Genomic DNA, 13,107 nt, shown 5'->3' with positions numbered 1-13,107 from the left:
GATATCGAAGAACTGACGGCGCTCGCGCAGCGCTTCGCCGTGGCCGTGCCCAGCTGGGGCGTGGGCACGGGCGGCACCCGCTTCGCGCGCTTCCCGGGCCGCGGCGAGCCGCGCAACGTGTTCGAAAAGCTGGACGACTGCGGCGTGATCAACCAGCTCACGCGCGCCACCCCAAGCGTGTCGCCGCACTTCCCGTGGGACAGGCCGACGGACGCGAAAGAGCTGCGCCAGCACGCGGATGCGCTGGGCCTGGCCTTCGACGCCGTCAACTCGAACACCTTCCAGGACCAGCAGGGCCAGGAACACACGTATAAATACGGCAGCCTCACGTCGCTGAACGCCGCGACGCGCGCGCAGGCCGTCCAGCACAACATCGACTGCATCGAACTGGGACGCGAACTCGGTTCGAGGGCGCTGACCGTGTGGGTCGGCGACGGCGCCAACTTCCCCGGCCAGAGCAACCTGCGCGGCGCGCTGGAGCGCTACCTGGACAGCATGCGCGGCATCTACGCCGCGCTGCCGGACGACTGGAACGTCTTCATCGAACACAAGCTGTTCGAGCCGGCGTTCTACGCGACCACGATCGCCGACTGGGGCACGAGCTTCGCGTGCGCGACCACGCTCGGCCCGAAGGCGAAATGCCTCGTCGACCTGGGCCACCACGCGCCGAACACGAACATCGAGATGATCGTCGCGCGTCTCGCGCAGTTCGGCAAGCTGGGCGGCTTCCACTTCAACGACAGCAAGTACGGCGACGACGACCTGGATTCGGGCTCGATCAACCCGTTCCAGCTGTTCCTGGTCTTCAACGAGCTGGCCGACGCCGCCCTGCGCGAAGGCCCGACGTTCGCGCCGGCGTACATGCTGGACCAGTCGCATAACGTGACCGACCCCATCGAGAGCCTGATGAACAGCGCGGTGGAAGTGCAGCGCGCGTACGTGCAGGCCGCGCTCGTCGACCGCACCGAGCTGGCCGCGCTGCAGGAATCCAACGACGTGCTGCTGGCGGCGCAGGCGCTCAAGACGGCGTACCGCACCGACGTGTCGGCCATCCTCGCGATGGCGCGCGTGCGCGCGGGCGGCGCGGCCGACCCGGTGGCATGCTACCGCGCGAGCGGGTATCGCGACCGCGCGGCGAGCGCGCGTCCGGCCAGGGCCGGCGCGAACAGCAGCGGTATCGTCTGAGGACCGCGGTGTCGATGCCGCGCCGGTTGGCGGGCGCGGCATCGCATCGCGTTGCGAAGACGCCGTGAATCCGGCCGGGGTGGTAACCCACGAGTGGTTTGCCGGGACTGACGAGAACATGCATGGGGGCGGGGTTGCGTCGCAAGCTAATTGTTGGAAATTGGAAGATGAACGGCAGCAGGCAGACTGTCCGTGAACTGCTGGGCGTCATCGGCGCCAGGTCGAAAGCGTTGGGGTGCGAGGTGGCGATCTGCCCGCCGTTCGTCTATCTCGACCTGTGCGATGTCGTACTGTCGGCGACCGGCATCAAGCTCGGCGCACAAGACCTGTCCGAACACGCGAACGGGGCGCGGACGGGGGACGTGTCGGCGGCCATGCTGACCGATTTCCGATGTCGCTACGTCCTGCTCGGGCACTCCGAACGGCGCGCGTCGCACGGCGAATGCGACGAGGCCGTGGCCCGGAAGGCCCTGCAGGCGATCACGGCGGGACTGAGCCCGATCGTTTGCGTCGGCGAGACCTGGGAGGAGCGCCAGTCCGACAGCACCCATGACGTCCTGTCGCGCCAGATCCGCGTCGTCGCGGATGTGCTGGCGCGCAGTGGCCAGCTCATGGCGTTGACGGTCGCGTATGAACCCGTCTGGGCGATCGGCAGCGGCGTGACGGCGACCGCCGACGTCGCGCAGGACGCTCACGCGTTCATCCGGCGCTGCCTTGCCGGGTATTCCGCGAGTATCGCGCAAAGCGTGCGGATCCTGTACGGCGGCAGCATGAAGCCGGAGAACGCCGCGGCGCTCCTGGCGATGCCCGACATCGACGGCGGCCTGATCGGCGGTGCGTCGCTCAACGCGCAGCAGTTCCTGTCGATCGCCGATGTCGCGACGGCGCTCGAAGCGGTGCAGTAGACGCCGCATGCCTTCGCTGCAGATCGATTCATGTCGTATCCATTCCTCTAAATTGCCGTGATCATTTCATCCGCGACCGACTATCGCGCGGCTGCCCGCCGCGTATTGCCTCCATTTCTCTTTCATTACCTCGATGGCGGTGCCGGCGCCGAGGAGACGCTGCGTGCCAATGTCGACGACCTGCAGTCCGTCCGGCTGCGCCAGCGCGTCATGCGCGGTGCCGAGCGGCTCGACCTCGGCGTCGACTGGTTCGGCCAGCGCTACGACCTGCCGATCGCGCTGGCCCCCGTCGGGCTGACCGGCATGTACGCGAGGCGCGGCGAAGTGCAGGCGGTGCGGGCCGCGTGTAACCGGAATATTCCGTTCATCCAGTCGACGGTGTCCGTGTGTCCGCTGGCGGAAGTGGCGGCGCAGGCGTCCAGCCCGATCTGGTTCCAGCTGTATGTGCTGAAGGACCGCGGCTTCATGCGCGACGTCATGCGGCGCGCCAGCGAACTGGGGGCGACGACCCTCGTGTTCACCGTCGATATGCCGGTGCCGGGCGCGCGTTACCGCGACGCGCATAGCGGCATGAGTGGTCCGAACGCCGCGCTGCGGCGCGTCATCCAGGCCATGCTGCATCCGCGCTGGGCACTCGACGTCGGACTGCGCGGCCGGCCCCACGACCTCGGGAACATCTCGGCCTACCGCGGGCATGCCACCGGACTGCAGGACTATATCGGATGGCTCGGTGCGAATTTCGATCCCGCCATCGGCTGGCGGGATCTCGAGTGGATCCGCGACGAGTGGAAGGGCAACCTGGTCATCAAGGGCATCCTGGACAGTGACGATGCGCGCGACGCGCTGGCCTTCGGCGCGGACGGCATCGTCGTCTCGAACCATGGCGGGCGTCAGCTCGACGGCGCATTGTCGACGGCGCGGGCCTTGCCGGCCATCGCCGACGCGGTCAAGGAGACGATGACGATTTTCGCGGACGGCGGCGTGCGTACCGGTACCGACGTGTTTCGTATGCTGGCGCTTGGCGCCGATGGCGTGCTGCTCGGGCGCGCGTTCGTGTACGCGCTGGCGGCGCAAGGGCAGGCCGGGGTGGAGCGGCTGTTTGCGATTCTTGAAAAGGATCTGCGCACGAATATGGTGCTGACCGGGGCAACATCGGTGCGCGAGATTGGGCCCCATCTCCTCGCTGGCTAGCATCTGTCCATTCGTTTCAGCTGTCGCACCTGTCCGCGGGACACTCGGTACTGGACACCGCCACGCCGGCGTCATTCGACCATCGGCTACGTCAGCCCTGTCGCCGCCGGGACGGCATAGTCATCGCAGCTATCCACGGTACCGATAGCTGGCATCCAGACAATCGGTTTTTCCCGCCTCGCCCAATTTGATACAGTATTCCCGCATTCGCTCAGTCATGTGTCCACCTGTCCAGGTCGACCGGTAAGCGTGCGGCGAATGGTCTCCCTCGGCCTGTCGGCACCCGGCAGGTTTTTTTTTGTATCGTCTCGCCCGGTTCGCGATGCCGTGTCGCGCCCCCGGCGCTCGCCGGTGGCGTCGGCCGCGTGGACGATGCTTCGTCGGGCCACATTCACAAAAACATTGACGGGTCAATGATCGTGTTCTAGCATAATCATAATTCTGATTATAATTTTGCCGGTCGTAGCGAATTTCCGATTTTCCCAGACCAGACCTCGAAGGAACCTGTATGCGCTTTTCCGTCTTCCTCAACGCCCGCACCATGACGCCGGACGCCGACCGCCAGCTGATCGTCGACCTGGAGCAGCACGCCTTGCTGGCTGGCGAGCTCGGCTTCGATGCGATCTTCCTGCCGGACCACCATTTCAACGGCTATATGCCGGTCGCGAGCGACAGCTACATGTTCGCCTCGTATCTCGCGGCCAAGCTGCCGGACATGCACTTCGGTTTCTCGGTCACCACCGTGCCGCTGCATCACCCAATCCGCTTCGTGGAGCGCATCAACATCCTCGACCATCTGACGAAAGGCAAGCTGCTGGTTGGCGTGGGCTCGGGCACGACGCCGGAAGAGATGATCGGTTTCGGCGTCAACTACAAGGACGCCGGCCGCATCGCCGACGAGAATCTCGCCGCCGCGGAGGCGCTGTGGAACAAGCGCATGGAAGACGACGCGATCGAACTGGACGGCTTCCACAAGGGCCGCGTGCTGCAGCGGATCGCGCCGAGCCCCTATGGCCGGAAGCATGCGCGCCTGATGCCGGTGGCCATGAAGGACACGAGCATCACCCGCGCGGCGGTAAACGGCTGGCCCGCGTTCATTCCCGCGTTCACGCCGCCGCAGATCGGCGGCCTGGAGCCGCTCACGCACGTGAAGAAATATTTCGCGAAGTACCACGAGCAGCTCGTCGCCGCGGGCCATGCGGATGACACGGTCAAGGACGCGCTGTCGTGGACGACGCACAGCTACCAGTGCGTGCACGTGGCGCCGACGGACGAACAGGCACGCGCCGAAGTGCTGGAGATCCTGACGTCGTACCAGGAAGCGGTCGACCGCGAAGCGGCGTTCAACGCCAAGGCCGAAAGCGATGAGGCCAACAAGAAGACGGACCGCACCGGCAGCGCCCTGACGGAAGAATGGATGGCCACGTGGTGCCTCTACGGCAGCCCGGACACGGTGATCGACAAGCTGCGCGCCTACCAGCAGGTCGGCATCGGCAACGTCCTGTGCGGCACCGTCACCGGCCCGCTGACCGCACAGCGCCTGGCCTACGCGAACCAGACCTTGCGCCTGCTGGCCGAACACGTCATCCCGGCATTCAAGTAATCCGCAACCACGCGCACTGGAGGAGACACGGAGTGACGACAGAACTGAGCATGAGCGAGATGGCGACGCTGACGGCGGGCGCGTCGATGTGGTCGACGGCGGCGATTCCCCATGCCGGCATTCCCGCGCTCGCGATGGCCGATGGGCCGATGGGCGTAGCGGGACCGCGCGTCGACGAGCGCGACGTCTCGCTCCTGACGCCGGCGCCCATCGCGCTCGGCGCCAGCTGGGACCATGCCCTGGTCGAGCGGGTAGGGCGCCTCGTCGGCGGCGAAGCGATCCGGCGTGGCGTGGACCTGATGCTGGCGCCGAACCTGAATCTCGCACGCAGCCCGCTGGCGGGCCGCGCGTTCGAATATTTTTCCGAAGACCCGCTGTTGTGCGGGCAGTTGGGTGCGGCGTGGATCCAGGGCTGCCAGTCGGTCGGCACGGGCGCCGTGGCGAAGCATCTCGTGTGCAACGACAGCGAGACGGCGCGCGACAGCATGAACGCGGTCGTGGACGCGCGCACCCTGCGCGAAGTCTACCTGCAGCCGTTCGAGATGGCCGCGCAGGCCGGATGCGCTGGCATGCTTACCGCGTACAACAAAGTGAACGGCGCCTGGTGCGCGGAAGCCGGCGCCATTGTGCGCGACGTCGCCAAGGGCGAATGGAAGTTCGGCGGCGTGTTCATGAGCGACTGGTTCGGCACCCATTCGACGGCGCCGTCCCTGAACGGCGGCCTCGACCTGGAGATGCCGGGGCCCGCGCGCTTCCTCGGTGCCAGGAGCGCGGCCGCTGTCGCGGCAGGCCAGGTCGATCCCGCGCGCCTGCGCGACGCCGCCGACCGGGTGGCCGCGACCGCGCGCCGCTTCGGCGGCGGCAAGGGCGCGCCGCTGGCGCCCGCCGAGGCCAGAAACCTGCTGGTCGACGCCGCCGCCGCCGGCTTCACGCTGGTGCGCAATGAGGACGCGGTCCTGCCGCTCGATCCGGCACGCCATGCGCGCATCGCCGTCATCGGTCCGAACGCGAGCGCGCCTTGCTTCCAGGGCGGCACGTTCGCCAAGATCGCCGTGCGTCCCGACGCGTTGCTGCCGATCGACGCGCTGCGGGCGCGCTTCGGCGCCGCCGTCGTGGCCTACGAGCCCGGCGTCGATCCGCAGCCCAAGCTGCCGCGCATGCCCGCACGGCCCGCGCGCGATCTCGGCGACGGCTGCATGCGCGGCATGACGCTCGACTACTTCGACAACCCGGACTGCGCGGGCGTGCCCCTGTTGAGCGAGACGCGCGACACGAATTCGCTGACGTGGTTCCACGGCGTGCACGCGGCCGGCGCGCTGCAGCGCGACGCGGCCACGCGCGCGAGCGGCGTCTACACGGCGCAGGCCGACGGGCCGCATCGCTTCTACGTGGGCGGCACGGGCGCGCTGCGCCTCGTGGTCGATGGTGCCCAAGTGTTCCGGCGCGACGGGCAACTGGCGCCCGGCGACGTGATGGGCCGCCTGAAAAGCGGCGACGCCGATTGCGTGACCGTCGACCTGCGCGCGGGCCGCCAGGTCGACGTCGTCGTCGAGCTGCGCTACACGGCGGCGCGCTGCCAGGGCCTGTGGTACGGCGTGCGCGGGCCGGACAGCAACGACGCCATGATGGCGCGCGCGGTCGCGGCGGCGCGGGATGCCGATGCCGTCGTGCTGGTCGTAGGCGAGACGTCGGACGCCAGCGTGGAAAGCAAGGACCGCGCGGATACCCGGCTGCCGGCCGAACAGGTCGCGCTCATCGACCAGGTGTGCGCGGCCAACCACAACACGATCGTCGTCACCAACGTGGGCCACGCGTTCGACACGCGCTGGGACGTGCGGGCGAAGGCCGTGCTGCACTGCTGGTATCCGGGCGAGGAATTCGGCCGCGCCCTGGCGCAGGTGCTGGCGGGCGACCGTGAACCCGGCGGGCGCATGCCCGTCACGATCGCGTGCGAGGACGCGCATTATCCCGCGCTGTCGCTGCGGCCCGATTCGAACGGCGACCTGCCGTATGCCGAAGGCGTCCAGGTCGGCTATCGCGGCCTCGCCGCGCAGCGTGTCACGCCGCGGCAGGCGTTCGGCAGCGGGTTCGGCTATACGACGTTCGCGCTCGACGGGGCCGAGGTCGGGCCCGACGGTGCGGGCGGGTGGAGCGTCAGGGCCGCCGTGCGCAACACGGGGGCGCGCGCCGGCGCGGAAGTCGTGCAAGTCTATCGCACGGTGCCGGAGCTGACGCTCGTCGGCTTCGCCAGGATCCATCTGGCGCCAGGCGAAACCGGCATCGTACGCATTGCCGTCGCGCGCCGTCGCCTGCAGACGTGGCAGGACGGATGGGCGGACCTGCCGGGCACCATCGATCTGCTCGTGGGCAGGTCCAGCGCCGACCTGCCGCTCGCCGTACAAGTGAACCACAACTGATTGCAGCTTCCACCAGGAGACAACCATGAACGCCATCGACATCCACCACGCGGTCCGGCACGACGACCGCCCCTTCATCGTCGGCATCGGCGGCACGACCCGCCCCGGTTCCAGCACGGAGAGCGCGCTGCGCGCCGCGCTGAATCACGCGGAGGAGCTGGGCGCGCGCACGCAGCTGTTCGGCGGCGAAGCCCTCAGCACGCTCGACGTGTTCTCGCCCGAACGGCGCGAGCGCAGTCCCGCGCAGCGCGCCATCGTCGATGCCGTGCGCCGCGCCGATGCCGTGATCTTCGCGTCGCCCGGCTACCACGGCGGCGTCTCCGGTCTCGTCAAGAACGCCATCGACCTGCTCGAAGACCTGCGCGCGGACGACCGGGTTTACCTGGACGGCATGCCGGTCGGCTGCATCGTCACGGCGGCCGGCTGGCAAGGCTGTAACACGACGCTCGGCGCGCTGCGCTCGATCGTCCACGCGCTGCGCGGCTGGCCAACCCCGTTGGGCGTCACGCTCAATACGGCTGGCGTCAAGCTGTTCGACGCCCAGGGCCAATGCCTGGATGCCCAGGTCGGCGCCAGCCTGAAGCTGCTGGCGGAGCAGGTCGTCAACCCGGCAGGCGTCTTTGTACAGCGCAATAAAAAATCAGAATTACAGTTATAAAAGCTGTGCTATCCTGATCGAAAATACGGCGCGCCACGCTGCGTCGCCGAGAACAAATAACGTGTTCACGCGGAGACAGACAAGGATGAAGATCGACACAATACGCCTGCACGCGCAGGCGGAGCGGGGCGCAGAAGCACACCCCGCGAACCCCGCGCGCCGGGCAGTGCTGGGCGCATTGCTGGCCGGCGCCGCGGTCGCCGGCGCCTGGACCCCGGCGTCGGCCGCCGCGGCCCTGCAGGCCGCCGGCGCAGCGGCGCGACCGCACAACGCCGGATTCACGCAACCGGAACTCAAGATCCTGACCGTGGCGGCCGACGCCATCGTGCCGGTGACGGATACGCCGGGCGCCGTCGCCGCGGGCGTGCCGCATTTTATCGATGCGCTGGCCAAGGCATGGATGACGCCCGAGGAACTGGCGCAGTTCCGCGCCGGCCTCGCGGACCTGGACAAGCGCGCGCAGCAGCGCTACCGCCGCGGGTTCGCGGCCTGCACGCCGGCGCAGGCGACCGAGATCCTGCAGGCACTGCGCGCATCGAGCCCATACGACGGCCACACGTTCGAGCTGGCCGCCCGCATCGAGGACCCGCAGGCGCCGTTCTACCTGCGCCTGCGCGACCTCGTCGTCTACGGCTATTTCACGTCCGAGGTCGGCAGCACGAAAGAGCTGCGCTACGTGGCCGTGCCGGGCCGGTTCGACGGCGACGTCGACATCAAGACCTGGCCATACCAGAACGTCATCTGATCCGCGCGAAAGGACAACCATGAACCAAACGACCGAATTCGACGCGATCGTGATCGGCTCCGGCATCACCGGCGGCTGGGCGGCGAAGGAACTGACCGAGAAGGGCCTGAAGGTCCTCATGCTCGAACGCGGCAAGCCGCTGGAACACCAGAAGGGCTATATCCACGAATTCACGGCGCCGTGGCAGGCGCCCATGCAGGGCTTGCCGGACCGGGAGCTGGACGCCCGCGAATACGAAATCCAGAGCAAGATCGAGCGCGGCGCCTTCAGCTGGGCCAACCGTCAATACTGGATCAACGACCGCAAGAACCCGTACGAACAGGTGAAACCGTTCCGCTGGCACCGCACCGACGTGCTGGGCGGGCGCTCGCTGACCTGGGGCCGCCAATCGTATCGATGGGGGCCGGACGACTTCCTGCAGAACAAGCGCGACGGCCATGGCAACGATTGGCCCATCCGCTACGCCGACCTGGCGCCGTGGTACACGCACGTGGAAAAATTCATCGGCGTGAGCGGTGCGCCGGAAGGGCTGGAGAACTTCCCGGACGGGCACTACCTGCCGCCGTTCGAGATGACGGCGCTGGAAAAGCACCTGAAACGCACCGTGGAATCCCGCTGGACCGACCGGCGGGTGACCATCGGCCGCGTCGCCAACCTGTCCGAGGCGATCGACGGCGAACGTGGCCGTTGCCAGCGGCGCGCGATCTGCAACCGCGGCTGTTCGTTCGGCGCGTATTTCAGCTCGTTGAGCTCCACGTTGCCGGCCGCGCAGAAGACGGGCCTGTTGACGATCCGCACCGACAGCGTCGTGGAAGCGATCGACGTCGACCCGCGGACGAACAAGGCGACCGGCGTGCGCGTGATCGACGCGAAGACCGGCGAGCGCCTGCGCTTCGGTGCGAAGGTGGTCTTCCTGAACGCGTCGACCTACGGCACCGTGCAGATCCTGCTGCAGTCGAAGAGCGCGGCGCATCCGAACGGCATCGGCAACCACAGCGACGTGCTGGGCCGCTACCTCGTCGACCACGCGGGCGTCGGGGCGTTCGCCGAGATTCCCGGCTTCGACGACCGCAACTACAGCGGCCGCCGCCCGACCGGCATCCTCGTGCCGCGCTTCCGCAACATCGGCGGCCAGGACACGGACGCCGATTTCACGCGCGGCTACGGCTACCAGGGCGGCGCCATGCGCGACGACTGGACGAATACGGCGGCGCAGACGGACGGCTTCGGCGCGGAGATGAAGCACCGGATCGCGCGGCCCGGCAAGTGGATCGCGTTCCTCGGCGCGTTCTGCGAACAGCTGCCGCAGAAGGACAACCGCGTCGTGCTGAACGAGAACAAGCGGGGCGGCTTCGGCCTGCCGCAACTGAGCTTCGACGTCGCGTACGGCGAGAACGAGCGGCGCATGAAGCTCGACGCCGTGAAACAGGCGGAGCAGATGCTCGTCGCGGCCGGTGCGAAGCACGTCGTGACGATTCCCGTGCGGGCCATCCCCGGCGTCTCCATCCACGAGATGGGCGGCGCGCGCATGGGCCACGACCCGGCGGAATCCGTGCTGAACGCGCACAACCAGGTGCACGGCGTGCCCAATCTCTTCGTCACGGACGGCGCCGCGATGGCGTCGTCCGGCACGGTGAACCCGTCGCTGACGTATATGGCGCTGACGGCGCGCGCGGCCGACTACGCCGTCGCCCAGCTGAAAGCGGGTGCGCTGTGATGCCTGCTAGAATCCGCCTTTACCATCACTGACCACGACGACATCCATGGAGAGCGCAACCGCCCACGCCCGGGCGCCCAAGCAGGGCCGCAGCCGGCAATCGTTCGACCGCATCATCGAGGCGACCATCGACCTGCTGCGCGAACGGTCCTACGACCAGATCACGCTGGCCGAGATCTGCCAGCTGGCCGGCGTCTCGACCGGCGCGCTGTACGGCCGCGTGACCGGCAAGGACGAACTGCTGCGCGCCGTGCAGGTGCGTTTCTTCGAACGCCTGGACCAGGCGTTCACCGAGGAGGCGCAGCGCATCGCGGCGAAGGCGCACGGCCTCGCGCAGGTGGTGCCGGCCGTCGTGGCGGGCCTCGGCAACCTGCTGAAGGAGAACGCCAGCGTGCTGCGCTCGTTCATGTTGCGCGGCGCCGTCGACGAGGTCATCGGCGCGGCCGGGAAGAAATCCGCCGAGCAGAACCACGCCAAGTTCATCCGCCTCGTCGAAGCGTGCCGCGCCGAGATCCGGCATCCGCACCCGGCGCGCGCGATCGAGGCGAGCATGCTGCTGATCTATGCGACCCAGGCCCGCTTCCTCGGCCTCGACAGCTTCGGCGGCAAGGGCGAAGCGCGCGGCTGGGAGGAACTGCTGGAAGACCTGAGCGACATGATGCTCGCGTACCTGCTGTTCGTGCCGGAACGCTGAACGAGGGCGGTATGTTGCCGCCCTCTTTTTGAACCTGAATATAACCAGAATTATTATTCTAAAATGACGACCAACAAACTCCGCTGGGCCTATATGGACCATTGGCGCATCGATACGCCGCAGGGCCAGCTGTCGCAATACACCTCCGTGCAGCGCTTCGACGATTTCCTGAAGCAGGTCGCGGCCCTCGGCTTCGAAGCGATCGAGACGTTCGACTTCCACCTCGGCCCGCTGCGCGAACTGTTCGGCACCCTCGAGAACGCGCGTGCGTTCATGCAGTCGCGCGGCATCGACAAGGTCCTGAGCCTGTTCCACGCCGTGATGTACGACGAGCGCCAGAGCGCGCCGCATGTCCGTTCCACGCACGACCACATCGTCAACTACGCCGAATACATCATGCGCTCCAGCCAGGGCCTCGGCGTGGAGAACTTCATCGTGATGCCGGCGGGGTTGTACTACGACGTCGAACCGGTCACGGACGACAAGATCCGCGCCTGCGCCGAACTGTGGAACCGCGTCGGCGCAATGACGCAAAAGTATGGCGTCAAGACCTGCTGCCACCACGAGTTCTTCTGCGGTATCCGCACGGCCGAACAGCTGCGCAAGTTCTACGAGTGGACGGATCCGCGCTACGTCTTCTTTTACTGCGACACGGCGCAGCACGTGATCGCCGGCGTCGACCCGGTCGACCTGTACCTCGAGCTGGCCGACCGCTGCGGCGGCTTCCACATGAAGGACACGCTGCACGTCGACCTGACCGGCGACTACCGCCGCAAGCCCGATGCCGAGGTGATGGCGCCCACGACGCCGCGCTGGTTCCACGAGATGGGCGTGCCGGGCGGCCTCGTCGACTTCCCCGCGCTGATGGCCGCGATGAAGGACCGCGGCTATGAAGGGTGGGTCGGCGTGGAGCACGACAAGGCCGACGTCGGCGGCGGCAACTACCCGGAAAGCACCGCGTTGTCCGCCTGGTACATCCAGCACGTTCTCAAGAAAATCTACGCCTGAAGCGGACGATCACCATGCAAAAACAGATCAAATGGGGCTATGCCCTGAACCAGTGGAAGGCCGGCTTCACGAGCTTCGCGCGCCCGGAAGAAATCGAGCGCGCCTTCAAGGTCACGGCAGCGTGCGGCTTCGATGCCGTGGAACTCAACGCGGGCAGCGGCCGCTGGGACCCGATCGGGCGCCCGGAAAACATCGCGATCAACTTCGGCTCGGCCGACCATTTCCGCCTGAAGCTGAAGGATTGGGGCATCCACCACGTGGCCAGCACCTTCTTCGACCCGACCGTGATGAGCTTCGAGGAGCTGCACTTCGGCCTGATGAGCACCCAGCCGGCGGACCACGCGCGCATCGTTGCGCAGGCCCGCGTGCACGCGGAGATGCTGTCCGAGCTGAACGGCGACTGCCTCGTCGTGCGGCCGTTCCCGTCGTGGTGGAAGGAAGGCGGGTTGACGCCGGAACGTATCGCCGCCGCGGCCGACTGCTGGAACGCGGTCGGCGCGATGACGGCCGCACTGGGCCTGAAGACCGTGCTGCACGTGGACGCGCTGTCCGCGCTGCGCACGGCCGAGGAGCTCGAGCGATTGATGGCGCTCTGTGACCGCGACAACGTCGGTCTGTGCTTCGACACGGCCGAACTGACGATCGCGGGCCACGACGTCGTCGCGCTGTACCGGCGCTTCCACGAGCGCGTCTGGCACGTCCAGTTCAAGGATGCGCTGGCGGTCGATACGCTGGACGAATACAGGCTGCAGAACGCCGAGCGCGCGCTCATCGCGGCGGGCGGCGAACGCGGCATCCAGCGCTGGTTCGGCGAGATGGGCACGGGGCTGGTCGACTTCCCGGCGCTGCTGGCCGCGATGCGCGAGCTGGGCTACGCCGGCTGGATCATCGTCGAAAGCGACAAGGGTCCGGCGCCGATCGCGACGGGGATGATGCTCAACAGCTGGTACCGCCGGCACGTGCTGGACCGCTGCTTCGACTGAC

The 13,107-nt window shown here is 67.7% G+C and carries 11 protein-coding genes; all 11 read left to right on the top strand.

What is annotated here, in order from left to right; genetic code table 11:
* Positions 1–1,185, top strand: a 1,185-nt coding sequence (gene rhaI / locus U9J41_RS06715; RefSeq protein WP_322401093.1) for an L-rhamnose catabolism isomerase, incomplete at its 5' end; no start/stop codon positions are given.
* 122 nt (positions 1,186–1,307) lie between these two features.
* Positions 1,308–2,090 (top strand): triose-phosphate isomerase, encoded by a 783-nt coding sequence (gene tpiA / locus U9J41_RS06710; protein ID WP_322401091.1) that lies wholly within the window; start codon positions 1,308–1,310, stop codon positions 2,088–2,090.
* Positions 2,091–2,147: 57 nt separating this feature from the next.
* On the top strand, positions 2,148–3,281 hold the full coding sequence (lldD, locus tag U9J41_RS06705) for an FMN-dependent L-lactate dehydrogenase LldD (RefSeq protein ID WP_322401089.1): 1,134 nt from the start codon (positions 2,148–2,150) through the stop codon (positions 3,279–3,281).
* Between the two features lie 508 nt (positions 3,282–3,789).
* Positions 3,790–4,884 carry an LLM class flavin-dependent oxidoreductase gene (locus tag U9J41_RS06700; protein ID WP_322401087.1) on the top strand — a complete coding sequence of 365 codons (1,095 nt, stop codon included), beginning with the start codon at positions 3,790–3,792 and terminating at the stop codon, positions 4,882–4,884.
* Positions 4,885–4,916: 32 nt separating this feature from the next.
* The gene (locus U9J41_RS06695; RefSeq protein WP_322401085.1) at positions 4,917–7,301 is read left to right on the top strand and encodes a beta-glucosidase; all 2,385 of its coding nucleotides are present in this window, start codon (positions 4,917–4,919) and stop codon (positions 7,299–7,301) included.
* A 25-nt stretch (positions 7,302–7,326) separates the two neighbouring features.
* The gene (locus U9J41_RS06690; protein ID WP_322401083.1) at positions 7,327–7,959 is read left to right on the top strand and encodes an NADPH-dependent FMN reductase; all 633 of its coding nucleotides are present in this window, start codon (positions 7,327–7,329) and stop codon (positions 7,957–7,959) included.
* Between the two features lie 85 nt (positions 7,960–8,044).
* Positions 8,045–8,704: a gluconate 2-dehydrogenase subunit 3 family protein gene (locus U9J41_RS06685; protein ID WP_322401082.1), complete on the top strand. Its 660-nt coding sequence runs from the start codon at positions 8,045–8,047 to the stop codon at positions 8,702–8,704.
* 19 nt (positions 8,705–8,723) lie between these two features.
* The gene (locus tag U9J41_RS06680; protein ID WP_322401080.1) at positions 8,724–10,421 is read left to right on the top strand and encodes a GMC family oxidoreductase; all 1,698 of its coding nucleotides are present in this window, start codon (positions 8,724–8,726) and stop codon (positions 10,419–10,421) included.
* Between the two features lie 46 nt (positions 10,422–10,467).
* On the top strand, positions 10,468–11,115 hold the full coding sequence (locus U9J41_RS06675; RefSeq protein WP_322401079.1) for a TetR/AcrR family transcriptional regulator: 648 nt from the start codon (positions 10,468–10,470) through the stop codon (positions 11,113–11,115).
* Between the two features lie 63 nt (positions 11,116–11,178).
* Complete coding sequence (locus U9J41_RS06670; protein WP_322401077.1) at positions 11,179–12,123, top strand: sugar phosphate isomerase/epimerase family protein; 945 nt, start codon at positions 11,179–11,181, stop codon at positions 12,121–12,123.
* A 14-nt stretch (positions 12,124–12,137) separates the two neighbouring features.
* Positions 12,138–13,106 carry a sugar phosphate isomerase/epimerase family protein gene (locus U9J41_RS06665; RefSeq protein WP_322401075.1) on the top strand — a complete coding sequence of 323 codons (969 nt, stop codon included), beginning with the start codon at positions 12,138–12,140 and terminating at the stop codon, positions 13,104–13,106.
* Position 13,107: the final 1 nt, after the last annotated feature.

It is taken from the genome of Massilia luteola, from assembly GCF_034420155.1.
In the GTDB taxonomy this organism is placed as follows: domain Bacteria; phylum Pseudomonadota; class Gammaproteobacteria; order Burkholderiales; family Burkholderiaceae_D; genus Telluria; species Telluria luteola.
The sequence above is the reverse complement of the archived record's forward strand: the minus strand, read 5'-3'. Positions and strand labels throughout refer to the sequence as shown.

Excerpts from the sequence above, each read along its gene's own strand:
- U9J41_RS06670 (WP_322401077.1), top strand. The coding sequence starts at position 11,179 with ATGACGACCAACAAACTCCGCTGGGCCTATATGGACCATTGGCGCATC.
- U9J41_RS06675 (WP_322401079.1), top strand. The coding sequence starts at position 10,468 with ATGGAGAGCGCAACCGCCCACGCCCGGGCGCCCAAGCAGGGCCGCAGC.
- U9J41_RS06700 (WP_322401087.1), top strand. The coding sequence starts at position 3,790 with ATGCGCTTTTCCGTCTTCCTCAACGCCCGCACCATGACGCCGGACGCC.
- U9J41_RS06680 (WP_322401080.1), top strand. The coding sequence starts at position 8,724 with ATGAACCAAACGACCGAATTCGACGCGATCGTGATCGGCTCCGGCATC.
- U9J41_RS06690 (WP_322401083.1), top strand. The coding sequence starts at position 7,327 with ATGAACGCCATCGACATCCACCACGCGGTCCGGCACGACGACCGCCCC.
- tpiA (WP_322401091.1), top strand. The coding sequence starts at position 1,308 with ATGGGGGCGGGGTTGCGTCGCAAGCTAATTGTTGGAAATTGGAAGATG.
- U9J41_RS06685 (WP_322401082.1), top strand. The coding sequence starts at position 8,045 with ATGAAGATCGACACAATACGCCTGCACGCGCAGGCGGAGCGGGGCGCA.
- U9J41_RS06665 (WP_322401075.1), top strand. The coding sequence starts at position 12,138 with ATGCAAAAACAGATCAAATGGGGCTATGCCCTGAACCAGTGGAAGGCC.